The sequence below is a fragment of the Streptomyces sp. NPDC096339 genome (assembly GCF_044762985.1).
Classification (GTDB): domain Bacteria; phylum Actinomycetota; class Actinomycetes; order Streptomycetales; family Streptomycetaceae; genus Streptomyces.
The window spans coordinates 15,807-30,031 of sequence record NZ_JBIWFI010000013.1 but is presented as its reverse complement, the minus strand read 5'-3'; the positions used below and the strand labels follow the sequence as shown (position 1 = coordinate 30,031).

Annotated in this window: 14 protein-coding genes; 4 read left to right on the top strand and 10 right to left on the bottom strand. The window is 72.4% G+C overall.

All coding sequences use genetic code 11. From position 1 onward, the window contains the following. Position 1: 1 nt before the first annotated feature. From ACIQ5Y_RS18700 to ACIQ5Y_RS18690, 3 genes are read right to left on the bottom strand one after another with little or no spacing between them, the layout of a single operon-like run. Positions 2 to 1,351: an AAA domain-containing protein gene (locus ACIQ5Y_RS18700; protein ID WP_403881113.1), complete on the bottom strand. Its 1,350-nt coding sequence runs from the start codon at positions 1,349 to 1,351 to the stop codon at positions 2 to 4. Continuing rightward, positions 1,348 to 2,931 (bottom strand): hypothetical protein, encoded by a 1,584-nt coding sequence (locus ACIQ5Y_RS18695; protein ID WP_403881110.1) that lies wholly within the window; start codon positions 2,929 to 2,931, stop codon positions 1,348 to 1,350. Before ACIQ5Y_RS18695 ends, ACIQ5Y_RS18700 begins: the two co-directional genes overlap by 4 nt. Beyond that, on the bottom strand, positions 2,919 to 4,091 hold the full coding sequence (locus ACIQ5Y_RS18690) for a hypothetical protein (RefSeq protein WP_403881107.1): 1,173 nt from the start codon (positions 4,089 to 4,091) through the stop codon (positions 2,919 to 2,921). Before ACIQ5Y_RS18690 ends, ACIQ5Y_RS18695 begins: the two co-directional genes overlap by 13 nt. A gap of 124 nt (positions 4,092 to 4,215) precedes the next feature. On the opposite strand from ACIQ5Y_RS18690, the gene ACIQ5Y_RS18685 reads away from it, so the two are divergent. Beyond that, complete coding sequence (locus ACIQ5Y_RS18685; RefSeq protein WP_403881104.1) at positions 4,216 to 4,812, top strand: histidine phosphatase family protein; 597 nt, start codon at positions 4,216 to 4,218, stop codon at positions 4,810 to 4,812. Between the two features lie 791 nt (positions 4,813 to 5,603). Here the strand turns inward: ACIQ5Y_RS18685 and ACIQ5Y_RS18680 are convergent. Then, positions 5,604 to 6,983 carry an APC family permease gene (locus ACIQ5Y_RS18680; protein WP_403881101.1) on the bottom strand — a complete coding sequence of 460 codons (1,380 nt, stop codon included), beginning with the start codon at positions 6,981 to 6,983 and terminating at the stop codon, positions 5,604 to 5,606. A 95-nt stretch (positions 6,984 to 7,078) separates the two neighbouring features. On the opposite strand from ACIQ5Y_RS18680, the gene ACIQ5Y_RS18675 reads away from it, so the two are divergent. Further along, on the top strand, positions 7,079 to 8,083 hold the full coding sequence (locus tag ACIQ5Y_RS18675; protein ID WP_403881098.1) for a 4-hydroxy-3-methylbut-2-enyl diphosphate reductase: 1,005 nt from the start codon (positions 7,079 to 7,081) through the stop codon (positions 8,081 to 8,083). Between the two features lie 21 nt (positions 8,084 to 8,104). Then, positions 8,105 to 8,854: a polyphosphate--glucose phosphotransferase gene (gene ppgK, locus ACIQ5Y_RS18670; protein WP_403881095.1), complete on the top strand. Its 750-nt coding sequence runs from the start codon at positions 8,105 to 8,107 to the stop codon at positions 8,852 to 8,854. Here the strand turns inward: ppgK and ACIQ5Y_RS18665 are convergent. Beyond that, entirely contained in the window at positions 8,851 to 9,189 is a 339-nt protein-coding gene (locus tag ACIQ5Y_RS18665) for a DUF6542 domain-containing protein (RefSeq protein ID WP_403881093.1), read from the bottom strand. The two genes, ppgK and ACIQ5Y_RS18665, sit on opposite strands and share 4 nt — an antisense overlap. A gap of 321 nt (positions 9,190 to 9,510) precedes the next feature. On the opposite strand from ACIQ5Y_RS18665, the gene ychF reads away from it, so the two are divergent. Then, positions 9,511 to 10,599: a redox-regulated ATPase YchF gene (gene ychF / locus ACIQ5Y_RS18660; RefSeq protein ID WP_403881090.1), complete on the top strand. Its 1,089-nt coding sequence runs from the start codon at positions 9,511 to 9,513 to the stop codon at positions 10,597 to 10,599. A 133-nt stretch (positions 10,600 to 10,732) separates the two neighbouring features. On the opposite strand, the gene ACIQ5Y_RS18655 is transcribed toward ychF, so the two are convergent. From ACIQ5Y_RS18655 to ACIQ5Y_RS18635, 5 genes are all read right to left on the bottom strand, one after another. Then, positions 10,733 to 10,996, bottom strand: a complete 264-nt coding sequence (locus tag ACIQ5Y_RS18655) for a type II toxin-antitoxin system RelE/ParE family toxin (protein WP_197990151.1) — start codon at positions 10,994 to 10,996, stop codon at positions 10,733 to 10,735. Next, positions 10,989 to 11,258: a type II toxin-antitoxin system Phd/YefM family antitoxin gene (locus ACIQ5Y_RS18650; protein WP_030744248.1), complete on the bottom strand. Its 270-nt coding sequence runs from the start codon at positions 11,256 to 11,258 to the stop codon at positions 10,989 to 10,991. The genes ACIQ5Y_RS18655 and ACIQ5Y_RS18650 overlap by 8 nt, the downstream gene beginning before the upstream one ends. A gap of 137 nt (positions 11,259 to 11,395) precedes the next feature. Further along, positions 11,396 to 12,010: an antibiotic biosynthesis monooxygenase gene (locus tag ACIQ5Y_RS18645; RefSeq protein ID WP_403881086.1), complete on the bottom strand. Its 615-nt coding sequence runs from the start codon at positions 12,008 to 12,010 to the stop codon at positions 11,396 to 11,398. A gap of 165 nt (positions 12,011 to 12,175) precedes the next feature. Beyond that, positions 12,176 to 13,153, bottom strand: coding sequence for a zinc-binding dehydrogenase (locus tag ACIQ5Y_RS18640; RefSeq protein ID WP_403881083.1), 978 nt, complete (start codon positions 13,151 to 13,153; stop codon positions 12,176 to 12,178). 9 nt (positions 13,154 to 13,162) lie between these two features. Further along, entirely contained in the window at positions 13,163 to 14,200 is a 1,038-nt protein-coding gene (locus ACIQ5Y_RS18635; RefSeq protein WP_403881080.1) for a 3-oxoacyl-ACP synthase III family protein, read from the bottom strand. Positions 14,201 to 14,225: the final 25 nt, after the last annotated feature.

The window sequence follows — 14,225 nt, the reverse complement described above, 5'->3', positions numbered from 1 at the left end:
CCTAGGGCCGCCAGCTCACGCGGTGTTCCGCCAGGTGGGCCAGGACCGAGTGGTTGGCCTCCCAGCCGTCCGGGAACTTCACCGTCACCCCCAGCTGCACCGGCTCCGTCGACGGATGGTCGTCCAGGAGCTCCGCTATGCCCGCGCGGGCCACGACCACGCAGGCGTGGCGGTGGCGGGAGGCCAGGACGCACAGGCGGCCCGTCTCCAGGTGGAAGGCCGTGGCGTCCGGGCGGCCCGACAGGGGGTGCAGGACCACCGTGAGGTCGTACTCGCGGCCCTGGAGGCGGTTCGCGGTGTCCACCGTGACGCCCGTGACCCCGAGGGCCGACAGGGCGGCGCGGACCGCGGCCGCCTGGTCGCGGTGGGCGGTGCCGACCGCGATCCGGTCGGCGGTCAGGGGAGTGGGGTCCGGGGACTGCTCGTCGGTGGTGACCGTCCCGCGGTCCAGCGCGCGGCGCACCACCAGGGCCACCGCCGCCACCGCCTCCGGGTCGGTGCGCGGGGTGTGCCGGGCCGGCAGTTCCAGCAGCCCCCAGCCCGACTCGGCGGCCTCGTCCAGAACCCGGTCCGGGCCGGAGCCGTCCGAGGGGACCCCGTACGAGAGCCGGCGCTCTCCCGGGCCCGTACCGCTGCGGAACCGCGTGTACGGGTAGAAGGCGCGGGAGACCAGCGGCGCGGCCGACGCCGGGAGCCGCCAGGACACCGGGAGCCGGTGCTGCGGCAGCCCCGGGTTGTGCGCGAGGAGGGTGGACACGGCCGAGGCGGACGGGTCGTAGGAAAGCCCCGCCCACTGCTCGGCGCCGACCACGCTGAAGGGGTCCAACTGTCCCGGGTCGCCCACGAACAGCGCCCGCTCGAACAGGCCCGCCACGGCCAGCAGCGCGTCGGAGCGCATCTGGTACGCCTCGTCGACGATCGCGTGCTCCCAGGGCTCCGTGTCCTTGACGTAGGCCCACTTCGCCGCCGTGGAGATGGTGATGGGCAGTTCGGCCAGGTCACCCGGCTTGGCGGACAGGGTGACCGAGGGGAGCTCGCGCAGCGCGGGGTCGTAGGCGTCACCGTCGCTGCTGTGCAGCCGGCCGACCTTCAGCTCCGGGTCCTTGTCGGCGAGCCGCAGCACCAGGTCGTCGACCTGGGCGTTGGTCTGCGCCACCACCATCAGCCGGCGCCCGGCCGCGGCCAGCTCCCGGGCCGCCCGGACCACGAGCGTGGACTTGCCGGCACCGGGCGGGGAGTCGACGACCACGCCCCGCTCGGCCCCGTACAGGGTGTCGCGCAGGATGGCGGCGGTCGCCTCGGCGGCCGCGGCCCCCGGGTCGAAGGCCGCGGAGGAGTCGTTCGCGGTCACAGCAGGTCCTCGTCGGTCACGGAGTCGGGCAGCGCGGGGGCGGTCAGGTGTCCCGGAGGGCCGCCGTGCGTCCACGGGGTCTGCTCCGGGTCCGGCAGCCGGGGGCCGCCGCGCGCGTCGTGCTCGAAGAGCGTCCAGCACACCCGGTCGCCCTTCTCCGGCACCGAGCCCGGTTCCGGATCTCGGCCGCGGCCCATCTTGTCGAGCAGCCGCAGCACGACCAGGCCCTCGCCCTCGTACCGCACGAACCGCGCCGACTGCGGACGCCCGTCCAACGAGCGGAACACCTTTCCGCCGCCCCCCTCGCCGAGCCCGGGCCGGTCCTCGGTGGCCACCGTCACCAGGGGGCGCGGGCTCGGCCGCTTCGAGTCCGTCCACTCCATCACCACGTCGGTGACCTCACCGGCGAAGGCCTCGCCGGAGAGCCTCCGGCCCGCCATGACCAGGGGGTCGTCCAACGCCTCCTGGGCGTCGAGCCGCACCTGCTCGGTCTCGCGCGTGGCCAGCTTCTGAGCCGCCGTCACCGCGTCGTCGTGGCGCGGCTGCGGCGGTTCGCCCGCCCGTACGCGGTCCCGGTGGCCCGTGTACGACCAGCGGTCGCGCGTCCAGCGCTCCTCGGCCCGCTCGCCGGGCGGCAGCGTGCGGGCCAGGTCGATCGCCGCCCACGTGCTCCACCACGTGCTCGACATCTGGTCCACGACCAGCCGGCGCACGGCCCGTTCGGCCATGCGCACTTCACGGTCGTCGTCCCCGGGCCCCGTCGCGAGGGCCGTGCGCGCGGCGTCGTAGCGGGCCATCGCCGGGGCCAGCAGCTTGTTGTCGAAAGCCGGGTCGGTGGCCGGACCGGCGGGCGGGACCAGCAGCCGGCCGTCGCGGTCCCGGGCCAGCTCGGCCCGCTCCGCCGCCACGGCACCGGATTCGCCCTCCGGGGGCGCGATCCAGGCCAGGAGGGCGGCCAGGTGCTGGTCCTCCAGGTTGCTCTGGCCGGTCGCCCAGTGCCGGGACAGCAGATCCGTCGCCGACAGCAGCAGCGAGGAACCGGGCACCCGCGAACGCTCGGCGAGGTGCGTGAACCAGCGCCCCAGCAGCGGCACCCGGGCCGGGGCCGGATACGGATTCTCCGGATCCTCCTCGGCCGTACGCCGGAAACGCATCGACCGCCCCAGCAGCCGGACGTACTCGATGCCCGCCCGGCTCGGCACGATCAGCTGCGGCGCGTCCAGGCACAGTTCGGCCTCGACCTTGGACCGCTTCCCCGTCTCGGGGTCGGTCTCGTTGCGCTCGACGAGCTCCACGGCGTCCGCGTACCCGTCGATGTGGTCCAGCACGTGCACGGCCAGGTCCGCGAGGAACGCCCAGCGCAGGTCGCGGTCGCGCGGCTGGGGTATCACGAAGACGCGCGGCTCGTGCCGGTCCGTGCCGACCATCGCGCCCAGCGGGGCGCCGGCCTCACCGGCGGTGGTCAGCGGCACGAAGACCAGCGGGTTCTCGCTCAGGTGCCGGTGGCGCACGGTCGCGAGCGGCTGGGCGCGGCCCGCGCGGACGGCCTCCAGCCGGGCCAGGGTGTTCAGCAGGGGCATTCGGGGGTCTCCGGCAGGTCGTACGGCGGGCGGGCGGCGGCCTCCTCCAGGGCCTCGGCGCGCAGCCGGGCCGCGTGGCGCAGGGCCTCGGCCGTCGGATCGCCCTCGGGGCCCGCCCCGGCGGCGGCCGCCGCGAGGGCCGCCTCGATGGTGGTCAGCGTGCCCAGCTCACCTCGTACGGAACGACCCAGCGCGGTCACCTCACCGGCGGCTCGGGCCCGCTCCCGGCAGTGGAAGGCCAGCTCGCAGGCGGCCAGGCACTCGGGGGCGTACGAGGCGTCCACCGCGGCCACGGCTTCGGCGAGCTCCTCGGCGGTGCGCGCCGGGTCGAAGGTGAGGCCCTCGGGGAGCGCGGCGGCCAACTCGTCGACCCGGGTCAGCCGCTCCAACTGGCGCAGCGTCACGGAGCGCTCGCGGCGGATGTCGACGGCGGAGGCGGTGGGCAGGTTGGAGAAGTCCTTCGGGCAGACCAGCAGCACGGTGTGCCCGACCTCGGCGCCGGGCAGCTTCCGGGCGGTCTTCTCCAGGGCCAGGACGTACACGGCGGCCTGTCGGGCGGCGGCGCCCACCTTCGCGGCGTCCGCGGATCCGTCGATCATCGGGAACGACTTGATCTCCACGACGGTCCAGCGGCCGTCGGGGTGGACGACGACGGCGTCCGGCTCCAGGTAGGCGGGGGAGCCCGCCACCTCCAGGGCCAGCATGGGGTGGTCCAGCAGCGTCCAGGTCCCGGCGCCGGTCGCCTCGCGCAGGGCGAGCGCGGTCCGGGCGGCGCGGCCCTCGGGGCCGGCGGCGGCCAGATCGGGGACGAGGGCGTCCCGGCCGGGCGGTTCGGCGCCCGCGCCGAGGTGCTCGTACACCAGTCGCAGCAGCTCGGCGCCGCCGTCGCCCTTGACCTTGGCCTCGAAGGAGTTGCCGCGCACGATGGCGAACTGCGACTGCCCGAAGGCGGCGGGCGAACCGAGGGCGGAGGCGAGGACGGTCTTGTCCACTCCCGCGCCGTCGAGCAGGGCGCGTCGGCCGCAGCCGGGGTTGGCGGCGAGCGCGGCCAGCGCCCGGGCGTCGAGCGGGCGCGGGGGCACGGCGGGGCCGCGCAGACCGGCGAGCCGCTGCCGCAGTGTGGTCGGCTGCGCAGGGCTGCTGGGCGGGTAAGAGCTCACCCGCGGAAGTGTCCCATCCGCCACTGACAATCGCGGGCTTCGTCCGGAAAACGGCGGTGGGATGATGTACGGACGCTGGAATCGTTCCAATTGCCTCAACAGCCGTATAACCGGGAGAACTCACATGGCCCCCCGCATCCTGCTGGCCCGTCACGGCCAGACGGCGTGGTCCAAGCTCGGCAAGCACACAGGACGCACGGACGTGCCGATGCTGGAGGAGGGCCGCCAGGGCGCGAAGCTGCTCGGCGAGCGGCTGGCCCGTGCGCCGTGGAACGGCCTGCCGGGCGTGGAGGTCCGCACGAGCCCGCTCGTCCGCGCGAGCGAGAGCTGCGACCTGGCGGGCTTCGGTGCGCAGGCCGATCCGTGGGACGCGCTGATGGAGTGGGACTACGGCGACTACGAGGGCATGACCCCGGCCGAGATCCAGGCGGTCCGGCCCGGCTGGCTGATCTGGCGCGACGGCGTCCCCGGCGGCGAGTCGGTCGCCGACGTGGGGGCGCGGGCGGACGAGCTGGTCGCGTGGGCCCGTTCGGCCGAGCGGGACGTCCTCGTCTTCGCGCACGGCCACATCCTGCGGACGCTGGCCGCGCGCTGGCTCGGCTTCGACGTCTCCTTCGGTGCGCGGATCCGGCTGGACCCGACGTCGCTGTCGGTCCTGGGCTGGGCGTACGGGGCCCCTGCGCTGGAGCGCTGGAACGACACGGGCCACTTGGACACGTAGCGGCGCGGGGTGCGGTGCGGTGCGGTGCGGTTGGGCTGCCGGGTGCGGCGCCGTTCCGGGGGCGCTGGCCCCGCGCCTCTCGCCTCCGGCGGGGCTGGAGGTTGGCTGGTGCCCGCTGTCCGGTGCGGGTCCGTTGCCGGGGCTCCGCCCCGGACCCCGCTCCTCAATCGCCGGAGGGGCTGGTCGTGGTGCCCCTGGTCGTGCCGGGTGCGGCGCCGTTTCGGGGGCTCCGCCCCCGCGCCCCCGCTCCTCAATCGCCGGAGGGGCTGGGTTTTGCCTTTCGGGGCCTCGGTCGTGCGGGTCCTGCGCGGTGTCCCGGCGGGGCGTCTCCTCGTCCTCGCGCCTGCGGGCACCGTGAAACCGCTGAGGCTGGTTGCGCGCTCGTCCTGCGGGGACGCCCCACCGTGCCCCCGCTCCGACAGTCCGGCAAGGCCCTGCCCGGCCGGGGCGGGATCGTGCTGTTGGGGTGGGGGTCCGCAGGAGGGTCCCCGCAGGACGAGCGCGCAACCACCCCGACTCCTCTCGCGGTGCCCGCAGGCGCGAGGACGAGGAGACACTCCGGAGGGCCCCCGCCCCAACCCGGCCGGTCCCGCTCCAGGACACCCTCCAGCCCCGCCGGCGTTTGAGGCGCGGGGTCCGGGGCGGAGCCCCGGCAGCGGTGCCGCGCCCGGCAAGACCACGCCACCCCGCGGGAGGCGCGCGGCGCGGGGGCAGCGCCCCCGGAACGGTGCCGCGCCCGGCAAGACCACGCCACCCCGCGGGAGGCGCGCGGTGCGGGGGCGGAGCCCCGGCTACGGTGACCGGCGCCCGCGCTGCGCGAGCAGCACGCACAGGCCCACCCCCAGCCACACCGCCCCCACCACCTGCGCCGCCCACGAGGCCTCGACGATCACCGCCACCGTCACCACCGCACCCAGCACCGGCATGACCAGGTGCTTCCACCAGTTCGGCGGCCCCTCGCGCCGCTTGACCACGAACCAGCCGACCACCGACGCGTGCAGCAGCGTGAACGCCACCAGCGCCCCCACGTCCACCACCGAGACCAGGTGGTCCAGCCCGTCGTCGCGACCGGCCGCCCACAGCGCGGCGACCAGCGTGACCGTCGCCGCCACCACCAGAGCCACCCGCGGAGTGCCGTCCGAGGTCCGCGCCAGCGCCCTCGGCAGCCGCCCCTCGCGGGCCATCGCGAACACCAGCCGGCCCGCCGCCGCCTGCCCGGCCAGCGCCGCGAAGGCCGCCCCGATGGCCTTGCTGATCGCCACCAGGTCGTGCAGCCAGGAGCCGATCGAGGCCTCCACGGCGTTGTAGAAGGCCGGGCCCTGCAACCCCGGATCGGCCGCCAGCTCCGCCGAGGAGACCGGGCTGAGCAGCGCCACCAGATAGGTCTGCGCGATGAACAGCGCACCCGCCAGCCCCAGGCAGAACAGCACCGCCCGCGCCACCCGCCGGGAGCCCCCCGTCACCTCCTCCGCGAAGGAGACGATCGCGTCGAAGCCCAGGTACGACAGCACCGCCACCGACACCGCCGTGAGCACCGCGCCCACGCTGAAGCCGAGCGAACCGTCGCCCGTCAGCGGGGAGAGCAGCCCGCGCTGCGCCCCGTCCCGGACCAGCACCGTCACCGCCGCCACCAGGAAGACCAGCAGGACCAGGACCTCCATGGCCAGCACGGCGAAACCGACCCGCGCGGCCGTCCGTACGCCCCACAGGTTGAGGCCGGTGGTCACGACCACCGCCAGCGCCGTCCACACCCACCGGGAGACCTCCGGCACCAGCGCGTTCATCGCGATCCCCGAGAACAGGTACGCGACCGCCGGGATCAGCAGGTAGTCGAGCATCGCCATCCACCCGGCGATCAGCCCCGCCCCCTCGCCCAGGCCCTTGCGGGCGTAGGTGAAGACCGAGCCGGCCTGCGGGGCGACGCGCACCATCTGCGCGTACGAGAAGGCCGTGAACGCCATCGCGACGGTCGCGGCGAGGTAGACCAGGGCGACGGCGCCGTGCGACTTCGCGTCGAGGGTGCCGAACACCCCGACCGGGGCCATCGGGGCGATGAAGAGCAGCCCGTAGACGACCAGATCCCGGAAGCCGAGATTCCGCCGCAGGGTGGTGGTCGCACCCCCATCGGCACCTCTGGGCGCGGCGTTGCCGGAATCCGTAGCGGACGCCATCAGTCCTCCGGGTGACTGTCGGGACGTTTCTTCTGATCTTCCCGGCAAGTGTGTGCCGAACGGGGGACGTACGGCCTGCTGAAGACCCCCGTACGATGGAGCACATGACTGCTCCCGCCCCTGCTTCCGCTTCCCGCCGTGTCCTGCTCGCCGCGCCCCGCGGCTACTGCGCGGGCGTGGACCGAGCCGTGATCGCCGTCGAGAAAGCCCTCGAGCAGTACGGTGCGCCGGTGTACGTCCGGCACGAGATCGTGCACAACAAGTACGTCGTGCAGACCCTGGAGAAGAAGGGCGCCATCTTCGTCGAGCGGACCGAAGAGGTGCCCGCGGGCAACATCGTGATGTTCTCCGCGCACGGCGTGGCGCCGGTGGTGCACGAGGAGGCGGCGCGCGGCAAGCTCGCGACGATCGACGCCACGTGCCCGCTCGTCACCAAGGTGCACAAGGAAGCGATCCGCTACGCGAACGAGGACTTCGACATCCTCCTCATCGGCCACGAGGGCCACGAGGAGGTCATCGGCACCTCCGGCGAGGCCCCGGACCACATCACCATCGTCGACGGCCCGCAGGACGTGGCCAAGGTCGAGGTCCGCGACGAGTCCAAGGTCGTCTGGCTCTCCCAGACCACCCTCTCCGTCGACGAGACCATGGAGACGGTCGACGCGCTGAAGACGAAGTTCCCGCTGCTCGTCTCCCCGCCCAGCGACGACATCTGCTACGCCACCTCGAACCGTCAGGCCGCCGTCAAGGTGATGGGCGCCGACTCCGACCTGGTCATCGTGGTCGGCTCGAAGAACTCCTCGAACTCCATCCGGCTGGTCGAGGTCGCCAAGGACGCCGGCGCCAAGGCCGCCCACCTCGTCGACTTCGCGAGCGAGATCGACGAGGCCTGGCTGGAGGGCGTCACCACGGTCGGCCTGACCTCGGGCGCCTCGGTGCCGGAGGTGCTGGTCGAGGAGGTCCTGGAGTGGCTGGCCGCCCGCGGCTACGCCGACGTGGAGATCGTCAAGACGGCCGAGGAGTCGATCGTCTTCTCCCTCCCGAAGGAACTGCGCCGCGACCTGCGCGCCGAAGCGGCCGAACTGGTCGCGGACAAGTAACTGGTTTCGTACGGTATGTCCATGCAGATCATGGGTGTGGACATCGGCGGATCCGGGATCAAGGGCGCTCCCGTGGACCTGGCCAAGGGCGACCTGGCACAGGAGCGCCACAAGGTACTGACACCACATCCGGCCACCCCCGAGGGGGTGGCCGGCTGCGTCGCGGAGGTGGTGGGCGCCTTCTCCTGGTCGGGGCCGGTCGGGGTCACCTTCCCGGGCGTCGTCACCAACGGGATCACCCGCTCGGCGGCCAACGTCGACAAGGGGTGGGTCGGCGCCGACGCCGCGGGCCTCCTCTCGCGCGAGCTGGGCGGTCTGCCGGTGACGGTCCTCAACGACGCGGACGCGGCGGGCGTCGCGGAGATGACGTACGGGGCGGGCGCCGACCGCCTGGGCACGGTCATCCTGCTCACCCTGGGAACGGGCATCGGCAGCGCCCTGTTCACGGACGGGCGCCTGGTGCCGAACTCGGAGCTCGGCCACCTGGAGCTCAAGGGCCACGACGCGGAGACGCGGGCGTCGGTGAAGGCCAAGGAGGACGGGGACCTCAGCTGGGAGCGCTGGGCGCACCGGCTGCAGAAGTACCTGGCCCATGTGGAGATGCTGTTCTCCCCGGACCTCTTCATCATCGGCGGCGGGGTCAGCCGCAAGCCGGAGAAGTTCCTGCCGCTGATCGAGGGCATCCGGGCGGAGATCGTCCCCGCGAAGCTCCAGAACAACGCGGGCATCGTGGGCGCCGCCATGGCCGCGAAAGCGGCCCACACGTCCTAGCCGGGCACGCGTCGGGGAACCCTCCGCCGCCCGATCAGCACGGCCTTGCGCACGACGGCGATCAGGGCGGCGACCAGCGTCCCCGCGTACAGCCACCCGGCGTGCAGGGACAGCGCGGACACCAGCCCCATCAGCTGCCCGCCGAAGCCGCCGGAGCCGCCCGAGACGGGCCAGACTCCGGCGGCGAAGGCGATCGGGGCGGCGATCGGCGCGGTGATCAGGTCGGCGGGCCGCACCCACAGGGCAGTGGCCGCGGCGACGGGCGGGAACAACAGCCCGTACACGAACAGTGACGAGTCGAAGAGCAGCCAGGCGAACCCGGCCACCAGCACCATGGCGGCGCACGCGAACAACCCGCCGCCGAGCCCCGTCAGCCGAGGCCGCGGCAGCCGCCGCGCGACGCTCGCGGCGGACGCGGCCGGTCGCGTGCGCTGCGCCGGGGGGCGCGGGGGCCGCACGGGCCGCTGGGGCCTCGGCGCTCGCTGGGGGTGAGGGACCGGTCGCGTCCTGTATTGCTCCACCCCACAAAACTAGGCGGGGAAGCCGCCGGATCCGGTCCCGGACACGCGTACATCCACCGCCACTCATCGGAAAGTAAACTGTCCGGTGGCCCACACCCGGGCCGCCGCCCCCTCCAGCTACGGGAAGTCGCCAACGTGTCGCTCACGATCGGAATCGTCGGCCTGCCGAATGTCGGCAAGTCGACCCTGTTCAACGCCCTGACCAAGAACGACGTGCTGGCGGCCAACTACCCGTTCGCCACCATCGAGCCGAACGTCGGCGTCGTCGGCGTCCCCGACTCCCGCCTGGCGACCCTGGCCGGCATCTTCGGCTCCCAGCGCGTCCTCCCGGCCACGGTCGACTTCGTCGACATCGCCGGCATCGTGCGCGGCGCCTCGGAGGGCGAGGGCCTCGGCAACAAGTTCCTCGCGAACATCCGCGAGTCGGACGCGATCTGCCAGGTCATCCGCGCCTTCAAGGACGAGAACGTCGTCCACGTCGACGGCAAGGTCTCGCCCAAGGACGACATCGAGACGATCAACACCGAGCTGATCCTCGCCGACCTCCAGTCGATCGAGAAGGCCGAGCCGCGCCTGACGAAGGAGTCCCGCCTCCAGAAGGAGAAGGTCGCGGTCCTCGCGGCCGTCGTCGAGGCCAAGAAGATCCTCGAAGCGGGCGACACGCTCTTCTCGAAGGGCATCACCAAGGGCACGGAGCAGGGCGACCTCCTCCACGAGCTGCACCTCCTCACCACGAAGCCCTTCCTCTACGTCTTCAACGTGGACGAGGACGAGCTGACGGACGAGGCCTTCAAGGACGAGCAGCGCGCCCTGGTCGCCCCGGCCGAGGCCATCTTCCTGAACGCGAAGCTGGAGCAGGAGCTCATCGAGCTGGAGGACGACGAGGCCCTCGAGCTCCTCCAGTCGGTCGGCCAGGACGAGCCGGGCATGGCCACCCTGGGCCGCGTCGGCTTCGCCACGCTGGGCCTGCAGACCTACCTGACGGCAGGCCCGAAGGAAACCCGCGCCTGGACCATCAAGAAGGGCGCCACCGCCCCGGAGGCGGCCGGCGTCATCCACACCGACTTCCAGCGCGGCTTCATCAAGGCGGAGGTCATCTCCTTCGCGGACCTGGTCGAATGCGGCTCGGTGGCCGAGGCCCGCTCGAAGGGCAAGGCCCGCATGGAAGGCAAGGACTACGTCATGCAGGACGGCGACGTGGTGGAGTTCCGCTTCAACGTGTAAGCAACCTGTTACGGCACGCTGGGCAAGCCTTCAAGCGGGCAGGTCAGAAGGGGTCGACTCCTCCGGGAGCCGACCCCTTCGTCGTCACCGTGCTGGACGGGTGCTGGATATTCCGACGTCGAATCAGTCGGCGTCACGTGTCGTAAACGGCGGAGCGATGCCCGACGTGTACCACCCAGACCACGAGCTCCCCGTTGTCGATCGTGTAGACGACTCGGTAGTCGCCGACTCGTAGTCGACGGCGTTCCGGCTGCGACACGAGCGCGGTCGTGTTGAAGCCGAGGGGGTCGCTCTCCAGCTCGGTCAGCTTGGCGAGGATGCGCAGTGCCATGTCGCGAGGGATCTTCCGAAGCTCGGCCTGCGCCTCGGGGCGGAAGACGGTTCGGTACTCACTCACCGCGCGCCAGCGTCTCCCTCATGATGTCCTCGATCGGGATGCCGGGTGCCGGGTTGGCCATGCGCTCGTCGATGATCCGGTTGATCTCGCGCTCTTCCCACTCCTGGTACTTGCGCAGCACCTCGATGGAGACGACGGCGGCGACTTGCTTGCCCCGGCGCGTGATGACCGTGGGCACGTCGTCGCGGTCCGCGCGCTCCACGACTTCCGCCAAGTGGGCGCGCACGTCGCGGATGGACTCTATGGGCAGCGGCTGTGTCATGCGCTCAAGCGTACCGAGTGTGCCATGTGTACACCACTTCTTCGGTGCTGGATGCCCACTTCCAGAGCCGTGTTCTCGCAGGTGGGAGCGCTGCGCTGAACGTTCCGCTTCAATGTGTGGTCACGGCGGGCGCGGGGTCAGGTGTGGGGGACCGCCGTTGCGATGATCACCTCGAATTCCTCAAGGCTGCTGGTGGTCGCTCGGGCCTTCGCCGCGGCCTCTCCGCGGAGCGCCGCGACGGCGCCGCGCGATGCCACGAGTGCGTCGTGGTCGGTGTAGAGCGCGCCGACAGCGGCTCTGCCCCGCTCGCGGTCGACGAGCAGGGAGATGCCGGCCAGTCCGGGGACCTTCTGGACCTTGGGCAGTGAGGCGTCGCGGAACGTGTCCACCAGCAGGTCGATGTCGGGCGGCTCGACGTCCATGCGGACCAGCCGGAACCCGGCGCCCGGCCTGAGTTCCTCTGCGCGCCGGGTCACCGCCGCTTCCCAGTTGTCGACCGCCACGGTCTGCGCGAAGGGCGCCATCATCTCGGCCCGCCGCTTGCTCAGGTTCTCGTAGCTGGCCTGCCGGGAGGCCTCGTCCTCCCACCACGATCCCACCAGGAGCTTGCCGAGTTCGTGGTCGGCGAACAGCCCCATCCCGCGAAAGCCCGGTTGCGCCGACAGCAGCGCGCGCCCGTCGGTCCGGAGCGCCTCGGCGACTCCGGCGAGCTCGGCCGGATCACCCGTTGCGTAGATGCTGCGAACGTACATGGCGCCCTTCCCTGCCTTCCGGCGGCCCCGTGCGGGCTCGTGTTCCCTACTCCATGCGATGGCCGGGGCGGACGGGGGGCAACGTGGCACGGGCATTCAGGTGAAGGGGGGGTCGCCATCCCGGCAGCGGGACGCGTGCGCTGTTCGGTTCCGGGTGGCGCGGGTTCAGAGGTCCTTCGCCGGGAGGGTGAAGACGATCTTGCCGAAGTGGCTGCCGGATTCCATGCGGGCGAAGCCCTCGTGGGCCTGGTCGAGGGGGAGGATCCGGTCGATGGTGGGGCGTGTGCCGGTGGTCGCGCAGAAGGAGAGCAGGGCCGTCAGTTCGTCCTTCGTGGCCACGGTCGAACCGACGACGGTGAGTTCCCGGTGGAAGATGTCGGTCAGCTCCGCTCGGGTGGGGCGGTCTCCGCTCGTGGCGCCGGAGATGACGAGGGTGCCGCCCGTTCGGAGGGACTTCACGGAGTGGGACCAGGTGGCGGCGCCGACGGTCTCGATGACGGCGTCGACGCGGTGCGGGAGGCGTGCGCCCGGTTCCAGGGCTTCGGCGGCGCCCAGGTCCAGGGCGCGTTCGCGCTTGTGTTCGTCCCGGCTGGTGGCGTACACGCGCAGTCCTGCCGCCGTGCCGAGCGCGATCGCGGCGGTGGCGACGCCGCCGCCGGCGCCCTGGACGAGGACCGAGTCGCCGGGGCGTACGCGGGCTTGGGTGAAGAGCATGCGGTACGCGGTGAGCCAGGCCGTCGGCAGGCAGGCGGCCTCCGCGAAGGAGAGCTCCGGCGGCTTGGGGACGATGTTCCAGGTGGGGACGGTCACCTGCTCGGCGAAGGTGCCCTGGTACTTCTCGGTGAGGATCGAGCGGGGTTCCCCGGGGGCGAGTCCGTGACTGGTGAGTCCGACCACGGGGTGGATGACGACCTCGTTGCCGTCCTCGTCGACGCCGGCGGCGTCGGTGCCGAGGATCATGGGGAGTCGGTCGGTGGAGAGGCCGACCCCGCGCAGCGACCACAGGTCGTGGTGGTTCAGCGAGGCGGCCCTGACGGTGACGCGGCTCCAGCCCGTACGGGCCCGGGGGGCCGGGAGGTCCCCGAGCCGTAGGCCCTGGAGGGGCTGTCGAAGCCCGATCTCAGCGGCGTAGGCGGCGAACATGAGGGGCGCTCACCACGCCCGCTGCGGGAAGTTCTCGGTGCCGCACCAGTGGACGACGGTTCCCCCGTAGCTCATTCCGGCGCCGAAGCCGAGCAGCAGGACCTTGTCGCCGGGGCTGAGCCGGCCCGTTCGCTCGGCCTCGGCGAGCGCGATCACCACACTGGAACCGCTGGTGTTGCCGAACCTGTCGGCCACGATGACGGCCTTGTCGCTCGGCTGGCCGAGGAGGTCGACCAGCTCCCGTACGAGGGTGGGGTTCGCCTGGTGCGTGACGATCAGCTTCAGGTCGTCGAGGGTGACACCCGCCGACTCGATCACCTCGTCCACGAAGCCGGGGACGACGGAGAGGGCGAAGTCCTTGACTCCCCTGCCGTCCATGCGCGTCACGTTCGCCCCGCTGAAGCGGTTCAACCGCCCCTCGTCGAGGACGCGTTCGATGAAGGCCGTGTAGTAGCGCTCCGGGTCCGTGCCGAGGAGCGTCCGGCCGATCCCCGTGCTGTCCGTGCAGTGCTCCAGGAGGTAGCAGGCGGCTCCGTCCCCGAAGATCGCGTGCTGCGTCCGGTCGTCCGGGTCGTTCAGCTGGGCCACGGTGTCGGCGACGACGACGGCGACGCGGTCGTACTGCCCCGACTGCATGTACTTGTGGCCGACGTCCAGGGCGAAGAGGCCGCCGGCACAGCCGCCCGCGTTCACGTCGAATCCGGGAACACCGCGGATCTGCGCCTTGCGCAGGATCATCGTCGCGACGGCCGGGATCATGTGATCGGGCGTGGAGGTGCAGCAGATCAGGAGATCGATGCTCGACGGATCCACGGCGGCCCGCTTGCACGCGTCCTCGAGCGCGCCGAGGGCGAGGTCCGAGGTGAACTCCTCGGGCCCGGCGACACGGCGGCTGACGATGCCGAGCCGCTCGCGCATCCAGGCGTCGCTGGTGTCGAAGCGCTCGACGAGTTGTGCGTTGGTGAGCTCGTTCTCCGGAACGCAGACGCCTATGGAGCGTATGCCGACGCCGGTGAGCACCTGCGTACTGACAACGGATCCGGTCATGATGTCTTCACTTCCCCCGTCTCGG

Coding starts and splice junctions, on each gene's coding strand:
- ACIQ5Y_RS18650 (WP_030744248.1), bottom strand. CDS start 11,258: ATGACACAGCCGCTGCCCATAGAGTCCATCCGCGACGTGCGCGCCCAC.
- ACIQ5Y_RS18665 (WP_403881093.1), bottom strand. CDS start 9,189: ATGGTGCTGGTGGCCGGGTTCGCCTGGCTGCTCTTCGACTCGTCACTG.
- ACIQ5Y_RS18685 (WP_403881104.1), top strand. CDS start 4,216: ATGGCCCCCCGCATCCTGCTGGCCCGTCACGGCCAGACGGCGTGGTCC.
- ppgK (WP_403881095.1), top strand. CDS start 8,105: ATGCAGATCATGGGTGTGGACATCGGCGGATCCGGGATCAAGGGCGCT.
- ACIQ5Y_RS18640 (WP_403881083.1), bottom strand. CDS start 13,153: ATGTTCGCCGCCTACGCCGCTGAGATCGGGCTTCGACAGCCCCTCCAG.
- ACIQ5Y_RS18635 (WP_403881080.1), bottom strand. CDS start 14,200: ATGACCGGATCCGTTGTCAGTACGCAGGTGCTCACCGGCGTCGGCATA.
- ACIQ5Y_RS18680 (WP_403881101.1), bottom strand. CDS start 6,983: ATGGCGTCCGCTACGGATTCCGGCAACGCCGCGCCCAGAGGTGCCGAT.
- ACIQ5Y_RS18645 (WP_403881086.1), bottom strand. CDS start 12,010: ATGTACGTTCGCAGCATCTACGCAACGGGTGATCCGGCCGAGCTCGCC.
- ACIQ5Y_RS18675 (WP_403881098.1), top strand. CDS start 7,079: ATGGAGCACATGACTGCTCCCGCCCCTGCTTCCGCTTCCCGCCGTGTC.
- ACIQ5Y_RS18695 (WP_403881110.1), bottom strand. CDS start 2,931: ATGCCCCTGCTGAACACCCTGGCCCGGCTGGAGGCCGTCCGCGCGGGC.